We start from the raw sequence: 20,948 nt of genomic DNA on the forward strand, positions 1-20,948 counted from the left end.
TAAATAATTAATTGTCAGTATTTTAGTTTTATAAAAACGATGTTGTTTTTCTATCTAAAGAAAATCAATGTCAGAATGACAGATATATAGCACATGAGCAAAACAAAAGTTATAAAAATAGACAACTTGTCTTTTCAGGAAATGATGAATGAAGATTCAGAATTAATTCCTTTAATGACGCCAGAAGATGAGGAAATCATCAATAAAGAAAGCGTTCCGAAAACATTACCAATTTTACCTTTAAGAAATACAGTGTTATTTCCAGGAGTTGTAATTCCTATTACAGCTGGTAGAGATAAATCGATTCAATTAATTAAAGATGCTAATAAAGGCGATAAAATAATTGGAGTTGTTGCGCAACGTAATGAAGATGAGGAAGATCCTACTTTAAAGGACATCAATACAACAGGAGTTGTAGCACAAATTTTACGTGTTTTAAAAATGCCTGATGGTAATACAACAGTAATCATCCAAGGAAAAAAACGTTTTGAAATTGAAGAAATAATTCAAGATGAACCGTATTTAAAAGCCACTGTAAAAGAAGCTGTAGAAGATAAAAAAGTTGAGAATAAAAAAGAATTTGAGGCTATTATAGATGCTATCAAAGAACAAGCTTTAGCCGTAATTAAGGAAAACCCGATGTTACCAAGTGAAGCTTCTTTTGCCATTAAAAATATTCAATCAAATTCGTTTTTGGTCAATTTTATTGCTTCCAATATGGATTTGTCTGTAATGCAAAAACAAATTATTTTAGAAAAAGATAGTTTAAAAGAACGTGCATTATTAACGCTGAAAAATTTAAACAAAGAGCTTCAAAAATTAAAGTTGAAGAATGATATTCAGTCTAAAACTCGTGAAGATTTAGATCAGCAACAGCGTGAATATTATTTAAATCAGCAATTAAAAACCATTCAAGAAGAATTGGGAGGTGTTTCTAACGATCAAGAATTGGAGGAAATGCGCAAAAAAGCCAAAACTAAAAAGTGGACGAAAGAAGTAGGTAAAACTTTTGAAAAAGAGTTGAATCGTTTAAAAAGAATGAATCCACAAGCTGCTGATTATGGTGTGCAAAGAAGCTATTTAGAGTTGCTATTAGAATTGCCTTGGGGAATTTTCTCTAAAGATAAATTCGATTTAAAGCATGCAACCAAAGTTTTAGATAGAGATCATTTTGGGTTAGAAAAAGTAAAAGAAAGAATTATAGAACATTTGGCAGTTTTAAAGTTGAGAAACGATATGAAATCGCCAATCATCTGTTTATATGGGCCTCCAGGAGTTGGTAAAACTTCGTTAGGAAAATCGATTGCAGAAGCTTTAGGACGTAAATATGTTCGTATGTCTTTAGGTGGTTTGCGAGATGAAGCAGAAATTAGAGGTCACAGAAAAACTTATATTGGTGCAATGCCAGGAAGATTAATCCAAAACCTTAAAAAAGCAGGTACTTCAAATCCAGTTTTTGTGTTAGATGAAATTGATAAATTAGGACAAAGTCATCAAGGAGATCCATCTTCTGCAATGTTAGAGGTGTTAGATCCTGAACAAAATGAAGCTTTTTACGATAATTATTTAGAAGTTGGTTACGATTTATCGAAAGTACTTTTTATTGCAACAGCCAATAATTTAGGTCAAATTCCTTGGGCTTTAAGAGATAGAATGGAAATTATTAATGTTACAGGTTATACAATTGAAGAAAAAACGGAAATTGCTAAAAGACATTTATTACCAAAACAATTAAAAGAACATGGTTTAACAACCAAAGATTTAAAGTTAGGTAAAAAACAAATAGAGCAAATTGTAGAAGGTTATACTCGTGAATCTGGTGTTCGTGGTTTAGAAAAACAAGTCGCAAAAGTGGTACGTTTTGCAGCAAAAAGTATTGCTTTAGAGGAGGAATATGATATTTCATTATCATCAGAAAAAGTAGAAGCTATTTTAGGAACACCAAGAAACAGAGATAAGTTCGAAAATAACGATGTTGCAGGTGTTGTTACTGGTTTGGCTTGGACAAGAGTTGGTGGTGATATTTTATTCATAGAATCTATTTTATCTAAAGGAAAAGGAGCACTTTCCATTACTGGTAACTTAGGAAATGTAATGAAAGAGTCTGCAACAATAGCATTACAATACATAAAATCGAATGCAGAAGAATTTGGTATAAAACCAGAAATTCTTGAGAAATATAATGTACATGTGCATGTGCCTGAAGGTGCAACTCCAAAAGATGGACCAAGTGCAGGTATTACCATGTTAACTTCATTAGTTTCTTCTTATACACAACGTAAAGTAAAAAACAAACTAGCCATGACTGGTGAAATTACCTTACGTGGAAAAGTGTTACCAGTTGGTGGAATTAAAGAAAAAATTCTGGCTGCAAAAAGAGCAAACATTAAAGAAATTATTTTGTGTGAAGACAATAGAAAGGACATTCTTGAAATAAAAGAAAGCTATTTAAAAGGCTTAACTTTTCATTACGTTTCAGATATGAAACAAGTCATTGAAATTGCGCTTACAAAGCAAAAAGTTACAAATGCTAAGAAATTAGTTTAGATGTATAAGCCTCCTATTTGGAGGCTTTTTATATAGATTTAATAAAAGTACAAATATTATAATTAAAGTGCTTTTATTTTTTTTAAACAAAAAACAAAACCCTCTTTGCAACTGCAAAGAGGGTTTCTACAAGTTTTCAAAAATCGTTCTAACTATTATTTGGTTCTTGCATTTTTCTTACTTGTTTTAATAATACACTTTTAGGTGTAACAGGTATTGCTTTCATCATTATTTTTTGTGCGAAAGAAACACCAGAAATAATTTCTAAATCGCCATTTATCATAGCATTATAACCATCTTCTGCAACTTTTTTAGGGTCTGCTGTGCTTTTAAATAAATCAGTTTTATCCATTCCAGAAGTTTTACCAAAGTCAGTTTCTGTTGCACCTGGCATTAGAGCAGTTACTGTAATATTTGTGTCATGTAATTCTTCTGAAATAGCATTACTAAAAGAAGTTACATACGCTTTTGTAGCAAAATATACAGCTTGCATAGGGCCAGCCATTAAACTTGCAGTAGAGGAAACATTCAAAATTTTTCCACTATTTTTTGTAACAAAATCTGGTAAAAATTTACGTGTTAAATCGGTTAAACCAATAATATTTAGTTGAATCATGGATAAATCTTTGTCCCAAGGTCTTTCATAAAATTTACCAATACCACCAAAGCCAGCGTTGTTAATTAAGTAATCAACATCAATTTTACTGAATTTTACAAAATTATAAACGTCAAGTGCTGCATTTGGTTCGGTTAAATCTTTTTCTATAACACTAACATGCACTTTATATTTTTTTTCTAACTCTTCTTTTAAAGCAACTAATTTGTCTTTGCTTCTGGCTACAATTACTAAATCTCCCCCTTTTTTAGCATGAATTTTTGCAAATTCTTTTCCTAAACCACTACTTGCACCTGTAATTAAAGCTGTTTTTTTCATTTGTTTTTTGTGTTGATTGAGCATCAAAAGTAATTGTACTTTGTAAAATTTTTTAACGCAAAACCATAAACTTTTAACGGAATCAGAATTCTAAATATAAAACATCATTAATTCTTGTTTCTGTTTCAGAAATAGGAAAATAGTAATCAGCAATTTTTTTAAAACCAACTTTTTTATAAAAATCAATGGCTCTATAATTCTTAATCCAAACATATAACCAAATTCCTTTTTGGTTTTGTTGTTTTGCTAATTTTAAAATGTAATCAAATAATTGTTGTCCTAAGCCAGTTCCATAAAATTCTTCCAAGAGATATAAACGTTCCATTTTGGTAACGTTTTCTTCTTTTATGTGTATATTTTTAGAGTTGATAATTATTTTTGAAAAGCCTGCTAAAACATCGTTTTTATAAAGTAAATAATATTGAAATTCAGGATTCGAAATTTCTTTTAGTAAGTTTTCTTCGTTAAAATTAGTACGAATGTAATTGTCCATAATATCCTTAGGAATTACATCTTTATGGGGTACATAAAAAGCTTTGCTGCTAACTATCGATAAAGTTTTTATATCTTTATCAGTTGCTTTTTTAATTTCAATCATTTGTTAAATTTATAAGGAATTTGCGTTAAAAGTATCACCTTGGTTAATATCGCCAGTTTCAAAACCTTTTTTAAACCAACGCATTCTTTGAACAGAAGTACCATGTGTAAAAGAATCTGGCACCACAGTTCCAGAAGATTGTTTTTGCAAACGATCATCACCAATGGCAAAAGCTGCATCTAATGCTTCTTGTAAATCGCCAGTTTCTAAAATCAAGTCCATATTTTGAGCATGGTGTGCCCAAACTCCAGCTAAAAAGTCGGCTTGTAATTCTAATTTTACAGAGTAACTATTGTATTCTTTTTGGCTTACTTTGCCACGAAGTTGTTGCATTTTATCTGTTGTACCCATTAATTTTTGAATGTGATGCCCAACTTCATGAGCAATTACATAGGCTTGTGCAAAATCTCCAGGCGCATTTAGTCTGGTTGCCATTTCTTCAAAAAAACTTAAATCGATATATAATTTTTGATCTCCAGGACAATAAAAAGGGCCAGTTGCACTTGATGCAGAACCACAAGCAGAAGAAACCGAATTGGTAAAAAGCACTAAAGTTGGTTCTTTATAATTAGGAATAATTTTGTTCCAAACATCTTCTGTACTTTTTAAAACTAATGTGCTCATTTCTGCCAATTCATTTTCAGATGCAGAACCTTTGTAATTTGTGTTTTGTATTTGATTTGAGGTTCCTCCAGATAAAAATTGCAGTGGATTAAAACCTGTAAAGTACATGATACCAACAATTGCAACAATAAGAATTAACCCTTTTTTTGTAGTAACTAATTTTAGGATTAAAGGCAATAAAAGTTTAATCAAACCAGAAGAATTGCCACTTCCAGATCTTCCTGAAGACATGCCTCTTCTATCATCAACATTGCTACTTTTACGATTACTTCTCCACTTCATATCTATGTGTTTTGGAGTGATAAAATTACTCTTTATTTATAAGTTTTAAGAGTGCTTTTGAAAAAAAACAACTTTTTTGATTTATGAAACATTAATCAGTAACATTAAAAGTATAAGTCGCAATTATTTTTTTTTGATGATATAAATGCACATCGTAGAAACCTTTATGTTTAAATTGATAGGTTATTGCCAACTTTTTATTCTGTAAATTTATTTCAGGTTTTAGAGTTCTATCATTATTTCCAGTTGAACTAATAAGTTTTAAGTCATTAATAATAATATTTTTTTTCAGTTGATATTCAAAAGTAAAAACATCATTTTGTTTGATTTCTTGATACATTTTATTTGGAGAAATATGGCTTTCCAAAAAATTATAAGCTTCACCATACAAAAGTGGCATTTCTATAAATTCCTGTAGAGTAGGGGTTTTGCCTTTTAACAAAGAAAATTCTTTTACCATCGGAAAATGATTTTTAAAAAATAGTTGAGGTGTTGTTAAAAAATAGCCTTCATTAAATTGAAAATCAAATCTACCTTCTTCAGGAAAAGAGATTCCTGTTGCCCAAGTAGGATCGCATACATACCACTTTTCATCAATTTTTACCATATTCCAAGAATGGTTAGCTTCTGTAAGTGTAGAAAAATCAACAGTACTAGTTCTGCCAAAACCATTGACTATTTTGGCCTCAATCCCCACAATTTTACACATTTCTTTGAGTAAATATGCATAGCCTGTACAGATGGTTTTCTTCTTTTTTAGTAATCTTTTAAATAAAAGTGTTTTAAATTCAGAATTCCATTCGTGTAAACGAATGGAATCTTTTTGAAATCGTTCTCTTTTTCGCTTATTCTTTGTGTATAAGCCAAAGTCATTGGCAATATTATTACAAATCCAAACGTATATAGCACGTAATTTTTCTAGGTCCGTTTCTAAATCTTTGGTAATATTAAAAGTAATTTCATTTAGGTTTAATAAATTTTTGCTTCGATATGATTTTGCAATATCATCTGCTTTAGAAAAATTGATGTGGTTAAAATCAGCAATTTGAGCAACACAAATATTCACAAAGAAAATACACACAAAAAGAGCTTTTTGCATATTTTTATTTGTTTTTAGTTTTTTTAGAAGAATAACGTTTGTTGCTATTTAAAGCGCCAAAAATTTGACTATCATCTTCTATTAAAGTGATGTTTAAAACAGAGGAATTTTCCTTGATTTTTACATTTTGAGTTGCTAAGCCCAAATAAGAAAAAACTAAAATATCACCAACTTTTAATTTTTTGGGAAATGTAAATGCTCCTTTTTTGTTGGTTGTAGTGCCAGTTCTTGTTCCTTTTAAAAGGATGTTTACACCATCTAAAAGTGTTGTTTTGTCATAAGTTTTTCCTTTTACGGTTCCTGAAACTTGAACTTCTTGTGCTTGTAAAGTAGCCGTGAAAAAGAAAAAGGAAATGCAAAAAGCGATACAAGTAAATTTCGATTTGTTAACTGAAATTGTTTTAAATGTTTTCATAATAGTATGTTTTTAAATTCATTTCAAACTTATAGTTTTAAAGATGTTTTTTAAAACGATATTGAGTAACTGCTTCGTTTATAAAGGTTAAAGTTACTTTTTATTTAGGGAACTCGAAAATGAGAAATGTAGTTTTTTTGATATTTTTACATCAATCTAAAAAAGCATTTATAAATAAAGTATATTCGCAAAAAAAATAATTCTAAACTACAATTTAAAGATGAAAAAATTAATTCTTTTACTATTCGTTATTACTGCAAATATTTCTTTAGCGCAAGAAACTGCTTTACTTCGATTAAATTATGAAAAAGGTGCTGCTTATGATGTTTCTATGAATGTTTCTCAAGAAATGGGTGCAATAATGTCTATGGGAATGAATATTAACATGACATCGAAGATTACAGATGTAGAAGGTGATACGTATGATAGTGAAATGAAATTTACCAAATTGACAATGGATATGTTGCAAGGAGGAAATGCAATGAGTTTCGATTCTACAAAAAGTGACGAAGAGTTGGATGCAGTTGGAAAACAAATGAAAACACAGATGCAACCAATGTTGGAAGCTTTAATGTTTGCTAAAGGAAATAATTTAGGTGAAATTATAGACATAAAAATTGAGCCAAATGTTATGGGAATGGAAGATATTGTTAAGCAATCTAGCAGTGTAGTTTATCCAAAGGAGGCTGTGAAAGTAGGTGATAGTTGGACAATGACCAAAGAAGAAAAAGGCATGAAAATGGATTTTGTTTATACAGTAAAATCTATTGATAAGGACAATGTAAATTTAGTTATATCTGGTGATGTTTCTGGAATGGCTACTGGTAAAATAGCTGGAAACATGCAAATTGATGCAGTATCAGGGGTTCCTATGAGTTCAATAGTTACTATGTTAATGAATATAAATGGACAAGAAATGACGACTAAAGTAACTATGGAAACAACTAAAAAATAGGTTCTAAAAACTCATTAATACTTGTAAAAAGTAAAAAAGTTTCATCATTTTAAAATGATGAAACTTTTTTTTATGCGATTAATTTAAAGAATATCTTAAATATTTTAATACCAACGTTTTTTGTTTTTCTTAGAATTTTCAGATTTTCGGCCTTTTTTATTTTCGCTGATGGTATTGGGTTGTAATTTCTTTTTCTTTGGTTTGTTAATTACAAAAGGATGATCTGTAATAATCTTAATTGGTTTTTCAATTAAAGCTTCTATAGATTTGATGTATCCATTTTCATCTGGTGAACAGAAAGAAAATGCAATACCAGATTTACCAGCTCTACCAGTTCTACCAATTCTATGAATGTAGGTTTCTGGCACATTAGGAATATCAAAATTGATAATGGCATCTACATTGGTAATATCAATTCCTCTTGCTGCAACATCTGTAGCAATTAAAATATTGGCTTTTTTATTTTTGAAATCGACAATGGCTTTATTTCTAACAATTTGAGATTTATCACCATGAATACTTGTTACTTTGTAATCGTTTTTTAAAAGTGTTTGCTCCAATTTATCAACACCCATTTTGGTGCGTCTAAAAATGATGATTTTTCCGTTAATTGTATAGCGTAACAAATTTAAACACAATTCTGTTTTGTGCTTTTTTGGTAGATAATACAATAACTGACCAATATTTTTCGCAGTCGTTTCTTCAGGATTTATATCAATTTTAACTGCGTTTTTAATCACAGATTTTGCTAATTCGTCAATTTTTTCTGGAATGGTTGCAGAAAATAAAAGTGTTTGTTTTTTTCTTGGAGTAAGTTTTTCAATTCTTTTTACATCATTGATAAAACCCATGTCTAGCATTAAATCTGCTTCATCTAAAACAAAAATTTCAACTTCGCTTAAATCGATATAACCTTGCAAATGCAAATCAATTAATCTTCCTGGAGTTGCTACTAAAATATCAATTCCTTTTGCTAATTCTTCTTTTTGAGGTTCTAAAGAAACGCCTCCAAAAACAGCAGTAGTTGTTAAATCTGTATATTTGCTATAACTTTTAAAGTTCTCTAAAATTTGAATTGCCAACTCACGAGTTGGTGTAACTATTAAAGATTTTATCTTTTTAGTTTCATTTTCATCAACTTGTTTATCCAACAATAATTGAATAATTGGCAAAGCAAAAGCAGCTGTTTTTCCAGTTCCAGTTTGCGCAGAAACAATTACATTTTTTTTTGATAAAACGAATGGAATTGCTTGTTCTTGTACTAAAGTTGGTGTGTGAAAACGCTCTTCAGCAACTGCTTTTAAGATTGATGTATGGAAAGGAAACTCAGTAAACTGCATTGATTTTTTTTTTACAAAGGTAGTTTAATTGCTACAATCGTTTTTTATAAATTTCACTACTTTTTTCGCCCTGTAAAAGCTTCCATAGTTTTGTAAATTCCTAATGCAGAACCTGCAAACCAATCAAAAAAGTTGATAGACATTGTTGCTTGTCCGATTTTTACAAATCTGTATAAATAACCAGGAATTGTAACCATTTTTTTGTTTTTTTCAATCGCTTTTATAATGGTTAAAGAAGCAGCTTCAGGTTCTAAAATTTTTATTTTGGATGATTTTACGCCATCAAACATACCTGTATTGATGTAATAAGGCATAATTGTAGTAACGTTTATGTTCTTTTTAAGCTGTTTCATTTCCACGCGTAAGCTATCAGAAAAACCAATTAAAGACCATTTACTGGCCACATAAACTGCCATTTTTGGATTGGAAATTAAACCTCCAGAGGAAGCAATATTACAAATATGACCGGTGTTTTTCTGCAACATATCACCTAAAAAAGCTTTGGTAATGTACATTGGAGCAGAGGAATTGATTGCCATAGTATTGTCAATTTCTTCATTGGAATGCTCGTAAAAATATTTACCCACGATAATTCCAGCGTTATTGATAATTACATCAACAAAACCAATTTCTTGTTTTACTTTTTTGGCAGTTACTTCTATTTGTGTTGGGTTTGAAACATCTACTTTATAACCAGAAATTTCTCCAAGATTTTTAAATTCGGCAATTGTATTATCAATTCCTGTTTGGTTGATGTCCCAAATAATCACTTTTGCTTTTCGTTCTAAAGACAAACGAACCATTATTTTACCAATTCCAGAAGCGCCACCTGTTATTAAAACTGTTTTGTTTGTTAGTTGCATATTTTTACTATTTCAAATCATTTACATCAATCTTATACAATTCAGCAGCATTTTTCCAGAGAATTAATTCTTTTTTATCATCAGGTAAATCTAATTGATCCATAAATTTTAAATAGGATTTCATATTAGAAATGGGCCAATCTGTTCCATATAATAAGTATTTTGGGTTTCCAGCATAAATAATCATTTCCTCAATTTCTTGTTTCATGTAGCGTTCGAATTTGTAAGAAAAATCGCCTAAAACCAACCCAGAAATATCTGCATACACGTTTTTGTTTTTATACACAACTTCCATACAATCTTTAATCCAAGGATTCCCAACGTGACAAATTACAATTTTTAATTCTGGATAATCTACAGCCAAATCATCAATATGCAAAGGATGCGAATATTTTACTTTTCCATTGGGTGCATAGGTATCTCCAGAATGAAACATTACTGGCACATCATACTCAATTGCCATTTCATAAACCAGTTTAAAACGAATGTCATTTGGATAAAAAGGTTCATAACCAGGATAAAATTTTAATGCTTTTATGTGGCCTTCTGCTAAATATTTGCTGATTTCAATAACGTCTTTATAATTATAATGCAAATAACTAATGCCTGCAACAACACCCAGATTTTTATAACCTTTTACAGCTTCAACCACTTGTTTTGTGCTTGGTCTGTGTTCATTTACTTTGTAAGATGATAAAATAAGCGCGTAATCTACATTGTTATCTTTCATAGTGTTAGATAGTAAATCTAAACTTTCTGTAATCGAGGTTACTTTATCTTCATGATAGTTATTAAGGTGTGTGTGTACGTCTATAATCATTTTTTTTGTTGAATTTTGTATGATACTAAATTACTGTTTTTTTTTGATTTATTCGTCTTTGCGAGGTACGAAGCAATCTGCTTTTTAAATTCGAATTGTTATTTTGTACTAACAGATTACTTCGCTATCGCTCGTAACGACGTTATAAATTATTAAGTTACGCTTTTATCAAAATTAATTTTGAAACACTAAAAAACCTCCGAGTTTTCACAAGGAGGTTTAAAATATTTATGAGATGCTGAAATAAATTCAGCATGACAAATTTTTATTTTCTATTTTATTAACTCATAAGAACGTTTAATAAAACTCGTTAACTCTTTACCATGTAAAAGGTTTTGAGATAATTTTGCTAAATCAAAAGCTTGAGAAATTAAGTGTTTTTGAGCAGCTTCATCTTTTTCATTTAAGATGTTTGCAACTAATGGACTGTTAGTATTTACCACTAAATTGTACATATCAGGAAAATTACCCATTCCCATCATTCCACCACCACCAGAAGCTTGCATTTCTTTCATTCTACGCATAAATTCTGGAACTGTAATTAAGAAAGGAGAAGCGTCAGAATCCATTGCCTCTAATTGAACTGTGTAAGCTTCAGAAGCAATTCCACCTTCAATAATTGGCTTTAACGTTTCTTTTTCTTCGTCAGATAATTTAGAAATTGCAGTTTCTTCTTTCTTTATTAAATTATCAATAAAATCTGAATCTACTCTTGTAAACTTCACTTTTGCATCTCCACCTTCTAATTTCTGCATTAAATGCGCAATAATTGGCGAATCTAATACTAAAACTTCATACCCTTTTGCAGTGGCAGCTTCAATATAACTGTGTTGTGCTTCTTTATTTGAGGTATATAAAACTATATGATTCCCATCTTTATCAGTTTGAGCATCTTTTGTTTTTTCAATTAATTCATCAAACGTAAAATACGTATCTGCAACTGTTGGATATAGTGCAAACTTCTTTGCTTTGTCAAAGAATTTATCTTCAGACAACATTCCATACTCAATGATTACTTTAATATCATTCCATTTTTTCTCAAAATCTGGTCTGTCTTTTTTGAATAAAGAAGATAATTTATCAGCAACCTTTTTAGTAATATATCCTGAAATCTTTTTTACAGCACCATCTGCTTGTAGATAAGAACGAGAAACATTTAAAGGAATGTCTGGAGAATCAATAACACCTTTTAACATTTGTAAAAAGTCTGGTACAATTCCCTCTACATTATCAGTTACATACACTTGATTTTGATACAATTGGATTTTGTCCTTTTGCATATCCATAGAAGTACTCAACTTTGGGAAAAATAAAATTCCTGTTAAGTTAAAAGGATAATCAACATTTAAATGAATGTGGAATAAAGACTCTTCAAATTGTGTTGGATACAATTCTCTGTAAAAATTCGTGTAATCTTCTTCATTTAAATCTGCTGGCGCTTTTGTCCAAGCAGGTTCAGTATTGTTGATGATATTATCAACCTCAATTTGTTTGTGAGGTTCAGTCGTTTCTTTTCCGTCTTTATCTTTTGTAGTTGCAGGTGTAAAATCTGGATCGTTTACTTTTTTAGTTCCAAATTTAATTGGCACTTGGTTAAAACGATTGTATTTATTTAATAATCCTTTAATTTTAGCTTCTTTTAAAAACTCTGTAGAATCTTCTGCAATATGTAAAACGATTTCTGTTCCTCTGTCAGATTTGTCGTGTTCAACTAATGTGTATTCAGGAGAACCATCACAAGACCAGTGAGCTGCAGGTTCATCTTTGAAAGATTTTGTAAAAATATCTACTTTTTCAGCAACCATAAAAGCTGAGTAAAAACCTAAACCAAAATGTCCGATAACACCAGTTTCGTTTTTATCATCTTTATATTTTTCTAAAAATTCTTCAGCACCAGAAAATGCAATTTGGTTGATGTATTTTTCAACTTCATCCATTGTCATTCCTAAACCTTGATCTTTAATTGTTAAGGTTTTTGCTTTTTCATCAATAGAAATTTCAATTTTTGCATCCCCTAATTCTGTTTTAGCTTCGCCAATTGCAATTAAGTGTTTTAGTTTTGTAGTTGCATCTGTTCCGTTAGAAATTAATTCACGTAAAAAGATTTCGTGATCAGAATACAAGAATTTTTTTATCAGTGGAAAAATATTTTCTACAGATACATTAATATTTCCTTTTGCCATTTTATAAGTATTTAATTTGACTTTTTTTATTTGTGATTACAAGTAGTCAAAAAAAATACCAAATATTATATAATGACAAGATGACAGTGGCTAAAAAGGTTTTATAATTTCTTTAATTCTTAATGGGAATTCAAACTCTAAATCTTTTCTATTATAACTAAACTGTTTTTCGTTTATATTTTTATAATCTATATCTGTAGAATCTCTGTAAGTTGTTCCTAAAAGTTCGTTATTAACAAAATCAAGTTCAGTCATCAATTCTAAATAATCTTTAAAAAGGATTTTTGAATTAATTTCTAATTGAATTTGAGAATTTAATCTTGTAGTTCTATTTTGTTTTAGAAATCTAACAGTATGATTTCTTAACTGAAAAAAATCTGTCATTTTATCATTTACTATACAAGAATCCATATCAAAAACAGTAAATTTAACAATAGAATCAATTTTTTGAATTGGATGTTTTTCACAATATTCGCAAGAATTAAGTACATAAGAATTATCTTTTTGATCAATATTTACAATTGATTTTTCTAAAATTCTTACTTGTTCATTATTTTCTAATCTTTCTTTCGATGTAAAGAAAATTGAATATCCTTTTTGGTGAATTTCTTTTAAAATAGGTGTGACTTCATTTAGTTTTATTTTTTCATCAATATGAATCCATAATTCGTTTTTATCTTTGGATTTTTTTAAATCGAAACTTTCAGTTTTTGAATTAAAATTAAGAACTTTATCATTAAAAATATAAACTACTTTTTCTGCGGATTTTCCAATGATTAACTCATTCTTATAATTTTTTGGTAAAACTGATTTACCATACATCATAGAGTTAGATAGCAAATTAAAATTGTTTAGTCGATTCTTTGTTTTTTGATTAAAATAACCATCGTAAGTTAAACAGTTTTCTTTAGGAAAAAGCCTTAAAGTATCGTAATCGTTATCATAATTAGTAGTCATTAAAATAGTTCCGTTTTTATCAATTTGATATTTTGATCTATGAATATAATCAACCCAAGGCACAAAAATAGAATCGCCCTTAAACTTTACTGGCATTCCATAACATCTTTTTTCTCTATCATCACAAACAGAATCATTTATTCTCATTCTATTATTTTTGATATTCCAAGTTTGGAAGCTACTTCTATTTCCCCAATCTAAATGATAATGTGCGTTTAAATTTGGTTTGTTACAAGAAACCAAAACAAGTAGTAGAATTAGACAAGAAATTACTTTTTTCATTTTAATTTGATTTTTAAATAGCTCTTTTTGTGAAGATATTAAATTATCACTAATTTAGCTCTCTACAAAAAGACAAATAATAAAATACAGCGCAATAAATTATGTATAATTCAAAAATCACTGGTTTAGGATATTATGTTCCAGAAAATGTTGTAACCAACAACGACTTAAAAGAGTTTATGGATACTTCAGATGAATGGATTCAGGAACGAACAGGAATCAAAGAAAGAAGATGGATAGATCCAAAAACCGATGACAATACTTCGTCAATGGGTGCAAAAGCTGCAAGAATTGCCATTGAAAGAGCAGGTTTAACAAAAGATGATATCGATTTTATCGTGTTTGCAACATTAAGCCCAGATATGTATTTTCCTGGAGGTGGAGTGCGCGTGCAAGATATGTTAGATATGCCAACCATTGGTGCTTTAGATGTTAGAAACCAATGTTCTGGATTTATTTATGCAATGTCTGTGGCAGACCAGTTTATAAAAACTGGCATGTATAAAAACATTTTGGTAATTGGTGCAGAAAATCATTCTGGAGGTTTAGAAAGATCTACAAGAGGAAGAGGAGTTACTGTAATTTTTGGAGATGGAGCAGGAGCTGCAATTTTATCGAGAAGTGAAGAAAAAGGAAAAGGAATTTTATCATCACATTTACATTCAGAAGGTTCTCATGCAAGAGAATTAATGTTAGATGGCCCAGCAACAGGAAGATGGGTTCCAGAAATTATTGCAGAAAATGATCCTGAAGATCAATCGTATTTTCCTTATATGAATGGCCAATTTGTCTTTAAACATGCAGTTGTTCGTTTTTCGGAAGCGATTGTAGAAGGCTTACAAGCCAACAATTTGCAGAAAGAAGATATTGATATGTTGATTCCTCATCAAGCGAATTTGAGAATTGCACAATTTATCCAGAAGAAATTTGGTTTGAGTGATGATAAAGTGCACAACAACATTCAAAAATATGGAAATACAACAGCAGCTTCTGTAATAATTGCTTTAACTGAAGCTTGGGAAATGGGTAAAATTAAAGACAACGATTTAGTTGTTTTAGCTGCTTTTGGTAGTGGTTTTACTTGGGGTTCTGTTGTAATTCGTTGGTAAGTTTTTCGGATATTTAAAAAGATGAAGAAAAAATATAAAGTATTTTTATTAATCTCAAATATTGGCTTAATTGTAATTGGGATGAATATCTTTCTAAATTTTATTCCTTTTGGAAGCTCGAAGATAAATCCGATTTTAATTTTCTTTTTTTGTGTAATAAACATCTCCCTAGCTCTAAAAGCTTCTTTTGATGCTACTAACGAAAAATAATTTTCATTAATAAATCTTTTGATTTTTATTGAGCTATTTTCTGTAAGGTTCTAGCAAACAAAATATAAAGGAAGAAATAATAAGTCATTCATAATTTTTATGAGTGACTTATTTTTTGATGAAATTCATGATTTTTGATGTTTTGTTAAACAAAATATTTTGATGAAATTTTTATTTCATTTTCATGTCATTGTTAAGTAACTGATAGTTATTAGTTTAATTTTTTGTAAAGTATTGTTAAAATTTGCTGTATTAAGATTTATTTGTTTGTTTAATGTTTACTTTCGTTCAACAAAACCAAAAACATACAGCATTATGAAATCAATATTCATCAAAAGCACATTATTTATTGCATTCGCTTTTTTTACTTTAAACAGTGTAGCTCAAAAATTTAGTGGTCAAGCAACTTATATTTCCAAATCTAAAATGGAGCTTGGTAATTGGGGAGCAAGAATGAGTGAAGCTCAAAAAAAACAAGTTGCTGAACGTCTAAAAAATAGATTAGAGAAAACGTATGTTTTAAAATTTAACAATCAAGAATCTAGTTTTTTAGAAGAAGAAAAAATTGATGCAATTTCTGGTGCTACAGATTCTTGGGGAGGTTATTTTACAAGAGGAGATCATTATAAAAATGTAAAAGATGCAAAATTAGTTCAAAGTCAAGAGTTTTATGGAAAACGTTTTTTAGTAAAGGACGATTTGTATAAAATAGAATGGAAAATGGGAACTGAAACTAAAAAAATAGGTCAATATACTTGCTATAAAGCAAAAGCATTTGTGCCATCTAAAGAATTAAGTTGGTATGAATTTTCTTGGAGCGATTTAAGAACAAATAATGATGAAAAAACGGAGGAGGGAAAACCTCAAGAAAATTTAACAGTTGTTGAGGCTTGGTATACTCCACAAATTCCAGTTACACAAGGGCCTGCAGAATATTGGGGCTTACCTGGTTTAATTTTAGAAGTAAATGTAAACAATACTACTTTATTGTGCACTGAAATAGCATTGAGTAAAGATCCTGATATAGAAATTGAAGCGCCAGAAAAAGGAAAAGAAATTACCAAAACAGAGTATACTGCTACAGTTCGTGAAAAAATGGTTGAAATGAGAAGTAATAGAATGGGTAGAAGAGGGTAGACCAGTAGTTGGAAGAGGTGTTTTGTAAGCTATTTTAAAACTATAATTTATAAAACGCCTCCACTTCCTTGTGTTTCGTTTTCTTCTCTATATTTTCTTTCTCTTTCTCTATTTTTACCTTTTCCAAAACTATAACTAAAGCCTAGATAGATACTCCTATATTCTAAAGTATATTGACCATTTTGTTGAAACGGATTCGTAGTTAAAAAATCTATTTTATAACCATTAAATATATCTGTTCCTCTTAAACTGATGGATCCATTACCTTTTAAAACTGAATATCTGGCAGCAATATTCACTAAAAAATAATCATTAATTGTAGCTAAAACAGTTTCGTTATTTCCTCTATAAGACGTGGACAAACTAAAACGAAGTTTATTTGTAGCTTTAAAGTTATTACTAATTCTTGCTGTAAACAATGTGTTGTTGGCTATTTCTAAATTGTTATTTACAAAACCTTGATTATCCTGAAAATACAAATTTGCACTAGGTCTTAAAGTCCACCAAGAAAAAGGCTTAAAGTTTGATGAAAACTCAAAGCCATAACTTTCTGCACTATCAAAATTAGCATACGTTATTATCTGTCTATCTTCATTTGTTGCGTCTTTATTAAAAACTCTACCAATTATATTGGATGTTTTTCTATAAAAAGCTCCTAAATTTATAGAACCTTTTTCAAGAGTTCTTGTGTAATTTAGTTCGAAAGAATTGGTAAATTGTGGTACTAAATTTCTGTTTCCAACAGCAATTGATAATGGTGAATTCCATTCTTGAATTGGCGTAACTTGCTCAATACTAGGTCTGTCAACTCTTCTGCTATATCCAATTTGAAATTGATTTTTTTCTGATGGATTATAGGTTACAAATGTTGATGGATAAATGCTAAATATATCATCTTTTATAGCTTCTAAACTGGTTTGTTGTGTGTTGGAAAATTCGGCATTTAACGTAAATTGTTCAAAACGCATACCAGCTTGCCAGCTAATTTTTGTATATTCTTTAGATAAGTTTATGTAGCCTGAATATATTTCTCTATCATAATTTAGTGCAGAATTTCCTTTGGGAATTAAGGATTGATTCGTGTTAGTTTGAATTTCTTGATTTGTTTCTATCGAATTAAAAACATTTTGAATTCTTGTTTCTAATCCCAATTCTAATAAACCGTTTTTTACAGGTTTCGTATAATCTAAATTTGCTAAAAAAATGGAATTATCATTTGCAATAGTATTTGTAAAATTAAATTCTTTATTGTTTCTATTTAAATTTTCGGTAATAATATCTTCCTGTGGGTTTTTGCTTTTGATATAATTAATTTCCAATTCTACATATTCACCATCATCTTTTAGGTCTACTTTATAATCTAAATTATAAGCAGTTTCTCTATTTTTAAAAATTGACAAATTTTCTGAATCAAAAATTAAATTTGTTTCAAAAACTGTTTTTGTATCTACAAAAAAGTCTGTATTTGTATTGCTCTGGGTCGTGTAAAAAGAAAGTGTATTTTTTGGGTTGATGTAAAAATCGACACCTAATTTAGTATAATTTGTTACTGAATTATCTAAAAAACGAATGTCTTGTTTTAATTCTTTATCCAATCTTTCTAAAAAAGAATTGGTTTCAAACTTTCCAAAATCTAATCCATAATTTCCATAAAAATTGAATTTATCAACACTATAATTAAAATCAAAAGAACCACTTGGTCTTGTATTGATACTTTGCTCAACGCCTAAAGTTGCACTTCCATTAAAGCCAATAAAAGTATTTTTTTTAAGAATAATATTGATAATACCACTCATGCCTTCAGGGCTATATTTTGCTGAAGGATTTGTAATAATTTCGACACTTTTTACAGAAGATGCAGGAATTTGATTTAACAATTGAGCAGATGATAAATTAGAAGGTTTCCCATCAACCAAAACCCTAACATTGCTATTGCCCCTTAAATTAATTGCTCCGTTTTGAAAATCTACTTGTACAGATGGAATGTTCTCTAATAATTCTAAAGAGTTTGTGCCAGCTGCATTTAAATCTTCGCCAACATTGTAAATTTTTCGATCAATTTTTTGTTCTACAGCTGAAACCTTTGAGTCAACAATTACTTCCTCTAAAATGTCTGTTACTTCTTCTAGGTAAATTTTATTTAAATTTAAATTTGGCGTTTTTGTACTTAGCAAAACCTTTTTATAAAAATTTTTATAACCAATAAATTGTACATTTATAATAATGGAATCTAGAGGAAGTTTTGCTATTTTAAACTCACCTTTTTTGTTTGTAATACTTCCATTTATAATAGTATGCTTTTTGTCTTTACAAATTATTGTTGCGTAAGCAAGACTTTTATTAGATTTAGCAGATAATATAATGCCAGATAAAGAGCCTAAATTTTTCTTATTATTTTGAGAAAATACAGCGATTGTAGTTACAAAACAAATCAAGAAGCTAATCTTTTTTATTCCCATATATAAATTTAGCAACGCTAAAAAGTAAACGTAGTTAACAATTTTTTAACAAAAATATCATTTTTTATTTAAGAATAAATAATTTTTTTACAATAAAATCATCCATTTTTATAATTGATTTTAATTTAAATTATGATTTTAATTTTGTTTAACGTATTTTAGAATTATGAAAAATAAAACATTAGTAATTGGTGCTTCTACAAATCCTAATAGATATTCAAATATTGCTATTAAAAGGTTGTTAGACAAAAATATAGCAGTAGTAGCTTTGGGTTTAAGAAAAGGAAAAGTTTTAGATGTTGCCATTGATAACGAAAAAGTGGATTATAAAAATATAGATACTGTTACTTTATATTTAAATCCTAAAAGACAGGAAGAATATTACAACTACATTATTAGTTTGCAACCAAGAAGGGTTATATTTAATCCAGGAACAGAAAATATGGAGTTTGTAAAGCTTTTGAAAAATAATCAGATTGAATCAGAAATAGCGTGTACGTTGGTTTTGTTATCTACGAATCAGTATTAATTTTTTTATTGAATATTAAAAACCTTTCCAGGAACTGCTAATTCTGAATTCTTAAAAATTTCTTGTGCTTCTTCTTTAAATAAGGAAATATCTTTATATCTACCTGAATAATGCCCAACAACCAATTGTCCAACAGTGGCATCTTTAGCAATTTGCGCAGCTTCTTTAGAGGTAGAATGTTTCGTTTTTTTTGCCAATTCTTGTTTTTCAGCTAAAAAAGTAGCTTCATGATATAACAAATCTGCATTTTTGATAATTGGAATAATGTCTGGTTTATAGACTGTATCACTACAAAAAGCAAAACTCAACGCTTTTTTTGGAGGTAACGTTAATTCGGCATTTGGTATAATTTCTCCTGTGGATAAAACAACATCTTTACCCGCTTTTATATTATTATAATCAGCTCTATCAATTTCATTATAATTGCTGATATTATCCATGTGTAGTTTTAATGGTTTTTCCTTTTCAGTAAACAAGTAACCATTGGTATACACTCTGTGTTTTAAAGGAATTGTATGTACAGAAATTTTATCATCTTCAAAAATAAGTTCGCTTTCTTTGGATGATAATTCATGAAATATCATTGGATATTTTGCATGACTTTCAGAAATTTTTAATTGTAAAAGTGTTACTTTTTTAATGCCTTTAGGACCGTAAATATGCAATTCTTTTTCTCTGCCTAAAATACCATAAGTTGATAATAAACCGACTAAACCATAAAAATGATCTCCATGCAAATGAGAAATAAAAATGTGGTTAATTTTTGTAAAACCAACTTTGTATTTACGCATTTGACGCTGAGTGCCTTCTCCACAATCAATTAAAAAATGACGATTATTAATTTCTAAATATTGTGCAGTAGGAAAAGCATTTGCTCTTGGTGTAGCTGAATGACAACCTAAAATAGTAAGGCTTATACTCATTGAATTACAAAACGTTTAGAAGTGATACTTTCTTCGTTTTGAATACTGTATATGTACATGCCAGCAGCTAAATCATTTTTGTAAAAAGTAATGGTGTTTTTACCGATTTCAGTTTCATATTCCTTTTTAAAAACAGTTTTACCTAAAACATTTTTTACTTTTAAAGTAATTTTAGAATTATTAGTTGTTTGGAATGTAATTTTTGTGCTGATTTTAAATGGGTTTGGTGCTGTAGAAATATCATCAATTGTTTTTTCTTGAGAAAACCCAAGAAGAGAAACAAATAAGAATAAAGTAAAAAGTATTTTTTTTATCATGATTTTTGGGGGTTTAAAAGCCTAGCTCTCTTTCCATATTTTCCATTTCTAATACATCTTCAGCCTCAATTAAAGTCGGCACAATGTTAAAATTTTCAGGAAAATCGTCCATATTAAAAGCATTAGCAATTATTATAAAAGATGTTTTATCTTCCTTTTTTTGGTTTGCAATATCTAAAAATAATAAAAAATCTTCTTTAGTAGCTTTTGTTTTGTCAGAAATTTGAACAATTATATGATTTTCTTTATAATCAGCAACTTTTTCTAAAAATAATGCATAGAATTCTGAAAATGTATTTTCATCCGAAGAAATAAGTATATAAGATTCTTTATTTTCTATGTTCATTCTTTTAAATTTTTATTCC

General features: G+C 29.1%; 19 protein-coding genes. 5 read left to right on the forward strand and 14 right to left on the reverse strand.

All coding sequences use genetic code 11. From position 1 onward, the window contains the following. The first annotated feature begins 93 nt into the window (after positions 1–93). Positions 94–2,547, forward strand: a complete 2,454-nt coding sequence (gene lon, locus P161_RS0111390) for an endopeptidase La (protein WP_026777119.1) — start codon at positions 94–96, stop codon at positions 2,545–2,547. Between the two features lie 148 nt (positions 2,548–2,695). Here lon and P161_RS0111395 read toward each other — a convergent pair whose 3' ends face one another. From P161_RS0111395 to P161_RS0111415, 5 genes are all read right to left on the reverse strand, one after another. Continuing rightward, positions 2,696–3,481 carry an SDR family oxidoreductase gene (locus P161_RS0111395; RefSeq protein WP_026777120.1) on the reverse strand — a complete coding sequence of 262 codons (786 nt, stop codon included), beginning with the start codon at positions 3,479–3,481 and terminating at the stop codon, positions 2,696–2,698. Positions 3,482–3,563: 82 nt separating this feature from the next. Continuing rightward, the gene (locus tag P161_RS0111400) at positions 3,564–4,079 is read right to left on the reverse strand and encodes a GNAT family N-acetyltransferase (RefSeq protein ID WP_026777121.1); all 516 of its coding nucleotides are present in this window, start codon (positions 4,077–4,079) and stop codon (positions 3,564–3,566) included. A 9-nt stretch (positions 4,080–4,088) separates the two neighbouring features. Then, on the reverse strand, positions 4,089–4,985 hold the full coding sequence (locus P161_RS0111405; RefSeq protein WP_026777122.1) for a neutral zinc metallopeptidase: 897 nt from the start codon (positions 4,983–4,985) through the stop codon (positions 4,089–4,091). A 91-nt stretch (positions 4,986–5,076) separates the two neighbouring features. Continuing rightward, complete coding sequence (locus P161_RS0111410; RefSeq protein WP_026777123.1) at positions 5,077–6,084, reverse strand: transglutaminase domain-containing protein; 1,008 nt, start codon at positions 6,082–6,084, stop codon at positions 5,077–5,079. A 4-nt stretch (positions 6,085–6,088) separates the two neighbouring features. After that, positions 6,089–6,499, reverse strand: a complete 411-nt coding sequence (locus P161_RS0111415; protein WP_026777124.1) for a carboxypeptidase-like regulatory domain-containing protein — start codon at positions 6,497–6,499, stop codon at positions 6,089–6,091. Positions 6,500–6,719: 220 nt separating this feature from the next. Between P161_RS0111415 and P161_RS0111420 the strand changes: the two genes are divergently transcribed. Beyond that, on the forward strand, positions 6,720–7,454 hold the full coding sequence (locus tag P161_RS0111420; protein ID WP_026777125.1) for a DUF6263 family protein: 735 nt from the start codon (positions 6,720–6,722) through the stop codon (positions 7,452–7,454). 104 nt (positions 7,455–7,558) lie between these two features. Here P161_RS0111420 and P161_RS0111425 read toward each other — a convergent pair whose 3' ends face one another. The 5 genes from P161_RS0111425 to P161_RS0111445 all read right to left on the reverse strand — a co-directional run bounded on the left by P161_RS0111425 (position 7,559) and on the right by P161_RS0111445 (position 13,899). Next, entirely contained in the window at positions 7,559–8,794 is a 1,236-nt protein-coding gene (locus P161_RS0111425) for a DEAD/DEAH box helicase (RefSeq protein ID WP_026777126.1), read from the reverse strand. 56 nt (positions 8,795–8,850) lie between these two features. Then, a complete protein-coding gene (locus P161_RS0111430; RefSeq protein WP_026777127.1) occupies positions 8,851–9,657 on the reverse strand; it encodes an SDR family oxidoreductase in 807 nt (268 codons plus the stop codon). A gap of 7 nt (positions 9,658–9,664) precedes the next feature. Next, on the reverse strand, positions 9,665–10,477 hold the full coding sequence (locus tag P161_RS0111435; RefSeq protein ID WP_026777128.1) for an amidohydrolase family protein: 813 nt from the start codon (positions 10,475–10,477) through the stop codon (positions 9,665–9,667). A gap of 272 nt (positions 10,478–10,749) precedes the next feature. Then, entirely contained in the window at positions 10,750–12,660 is a 1,911-nt protein-coding gene (gene htpG, locus P161_RS0111440) for a molecular chaperone HtpG (protein ID WP_026777129.1), read from the reverse strand. A 90-nt stretch (positions 12,661–12,750) separates the two neighbouring features. Next, entirely contained in the window at positions 12,751–13,899 is a 1,149-nt protein-coding gene (locus P161_RS0111445) for a hypothetical protein (RefSeq protein ID WP_026777130.1), read from the reverse strand. A 101-nt stretch (positions 13,900–14,000) separates the two neighbouring features. Here P161_RS0111445 and P161_RS0111450 point away from each other — a divergent pair, with 101 nt between their 5' ends. Next, positions 14,001–15,008, forward strand: coding sequence for a 3-oxoacyl-ACP synthase III family protein (locus tag P161_RS0111450; RefSeq protein WP_026777131.1), 1,008 nt, complete (start codon positions 14,001–14,003; stop codon positions 15,006–15,008). A 525-nt stretch (positions 15,009–15,533) separates the two neighbouring features. Continuing rightward, positions 15,534–16,355: a GLPGLI family protein gene (locus tag P161_RS0111455; RefSeq protein ID WP_026777132.1), complete on the forward strand. Its 822-nt coding sequence runs from the start codon at positions 15,534–15,536 to the stop codon at positions 16,353–16,355. Positions 16,356–16,402: 47 nt separating this feature from the next. On the opposite strand, the gene P161_RS0111460 is transcribed toward P161_RS0111455, so the two are convergent. Continuing rightward, entirely contained in the window at positions 16,403–18,814 is a 2,412-nt protein-coding gene (locus tag P161_RS0111460) for an outer membrane beta-barrel family protein (protein ID WP_026777133.1), read from the reverse strand. Between the two features lie 166 nt (positions 18,815–18,980). On the opposite strand from P161_RS0111460, the gene P161_RS0111465 reads away from it, so the two are divergent. Beyond that, positions 18,981–19,343, forward strand: a complete 363-nt coding sequence (locus tag P161_RS0111465) for a CoA-binding protein (protein WP_026777134.1) — start codon at positions 18,981–18,983, stop codon at positions 19,341–19,343. Between the two features lie 5 nt (positions 19,344–19,348). Here the strand turns inward: P161_RS0111465 and P161_RS0111470 are convergent, their stop codons facing one another. Genes P161_RS0111470 through P161_RS0111480 form a run of 3 tightly spaced genes read right to left on the reverse strand, consistent with a single transcriptional unit; the run spans position 19,349 to position 20,929 of the window. Beyond that, entirely contained in the window at positions 19,349–20,266 is a 918-nt protein-coding gene (locus tag P161_RS0111470) for a ribonuclease Z (RefSeq protein WP_036841429.1), read from the reverse strand. Then, positions 20,263–20,583: a T9SS type A sorting domain-containing protein gene (locus P161_RS0111475; protein ID WP_026777136.1), complete on the reverse strand. Its 321-nt coding sequence runs from the start codon at positions 20,581–20,583 to the stop codon at positions 20,263–20,265. Before P161_RS0111475 ends, P161_RS0111470 begins: the two co-directional genes overlap by 4 nt. Before the next feature lie 13 nt (positions 20,584–20,596). Further along, positions 20,597–20,929 carry a hypothetical protein gene (locus tag P161_RS0111480; RefSeq protein ID WP_026777137.1) on the reverse strand — a complete coding sequence of 111 codons (333 nt, stop codon included), beginning with the start codon at positions 20,927–20,929 and terminating at the stop codon, positions 20,597–20,599. Between the last annotated feature and the right edge of the window lie 19 nt (positions 20,930–20,948).

Origin of the sequence: Polaribacter sp. Hel_I_88 (genome assembly GCF_000687935.1) — a bacterium.
Classification (GTDB): Bacteria; Bacteroidota; Bacteroidia; order Flavobacteriales; family Flavobacteriaceae; genus Polaribacter.

What these genes read in the sequence shown, in the direction of transcription:
- P161_RS0111395 (WP_026777120.1), bottom strand. Translation starts at nt 3,481, where the DNA reads ATGAAAAAAACAGCTTTAATTACAGGTGCAAGTAGTGGTTTAGGAAAA.
- P161_RS0111410 (WP_026777123.1), bottom strand. Translation starts at nt 6,084, where the DNA reads ATGCAAAAAGCTCTTTTTGTGTGTATTTTCTTTGTGAATATTTGTGTT.
- P161_RS0111475 (WP_026777136.1), bottom strand. Translation starts at nt 20,583, where the DNA reads ATGATAAAAAAAATACTTTTTACTTTATTCTTATTTGTTTCTCTTCTT.
- P161_RS0111420 (WP_026777125.1), top strand. Translation starts at nt 6,720, where the DNA reads ATGAAAAAATTAATTCTTTTACTATTCGTTATTACTGCAAATATTTCT.
- P161_RS0111480 (WP_026777137.1), bottom strand. Translation starts at nt 20,929, where the DNA reads ATGAACATAGAAAATAAAGAATCTTATATACTTATTTCTTCGGATGAA.
- P161_RS0111445 (WP_026777130.1), bottom strand. Translation starts at nt 13,899, where the DNA reads ATGAAAAAAGTAATTTCTTGTCTAATTCTACTACTTGTTTTGGTTTCT.
- P161_RS0111415 (WP_026777124.1), bottom strand. Translation starts at nt 6,499, where the DNA reads ATGAAAACATTTAAAACAATTTCAGTTAACAAATCGAAATTTACTTGT.
- P161_RS0111465 (WP_026777134.1), top strand. Translation starts at nt 18,981, where the DNA reads ATGAAAAATAAAACATTAGTAATTGGTGCTTCTACAAATCCTAATAGA.
- P161_RS0111450 (WP_026777131.1), top strand. Translation starts at nt 14,001, where the DNA reads ATGTATAATTCAAAAATCACTGGTTTAGGATATTATGTTCCAGAAAAT.
- P161_RS0111400 (WP_026777121.1), bottom strand. Translation starts at nt 4,079, where the DNA reads ATGATTGAAATTAAAAAAGCAACTGATAAAGATATAAAAACTTTATCG.
- htpG (WP_026777129.1), bottom strand. Translation starts at nt 12,660, where the DNA reads ATGGCAAAAGGAAATATTAATGTATCTGTAGAAAATATTTTTCCACTG.
- P161_RS0111470 (WP_036841429.1), bottom strand. Translation starts at nt 20,266, where the DNA reads ATGAGTATAAGCCTTACTATTTTAGGTTGTCATTCAGCTACACCAAGA.
- P161_RS0111425 (WP_026777126.1), bottom strand. Translation starts at nt 8,794, where the DNA reads ATGCAGTTTACTGAGTTTCCTTTCCATACATCAATCTTAAAAGCAGTT.
- P161_RS0111405 (WP_026777122.1), bottom strand. Translation starts at nt 4,985, where the DNA reads ATGAAGTGGAGAAGTAATCGTAAAAGTAGCAATGTTGATGATAGAAGA.
- P161_RS0111435 (WP_026777128.1), bottom strand. Translation starts at nt 10,477, where the DNA reads ATGATTATAGACGTACACACACACCTTAATAACTATCATGAAGATAAA.
- P161_RS0111460 (WP_026777133.1), bottom strand. Translation starts at nt 18,814, where the DNA reads ATGGGAATAAAAAAGATTAGCTTCTTGATTTGTTTTGTAACTACAATC.
- P161_RS0111430 (WP_026777127.1), bottom strand. Translation starts at nt 9,657, where the DNA reads ATGCAACTAACAAACAAAACAGTTTTAATAACAGGTGGCGCTTCTGGA.
- P161_RS0111455 (WP_026777132.1), top strand. Translation starts at nt 15,534, where the DNA reads ATGAAATCAATATTCATCAAAAGCACATTATTTATTGCATTCGCTTTT.
- lon (WP_026777119.1), top strand. Translation starts at nt 94, where the DNA reads ATGAGCAAAACAAAAGTTATAAAAATAGACAACTTGTCTTTTCAGGAA.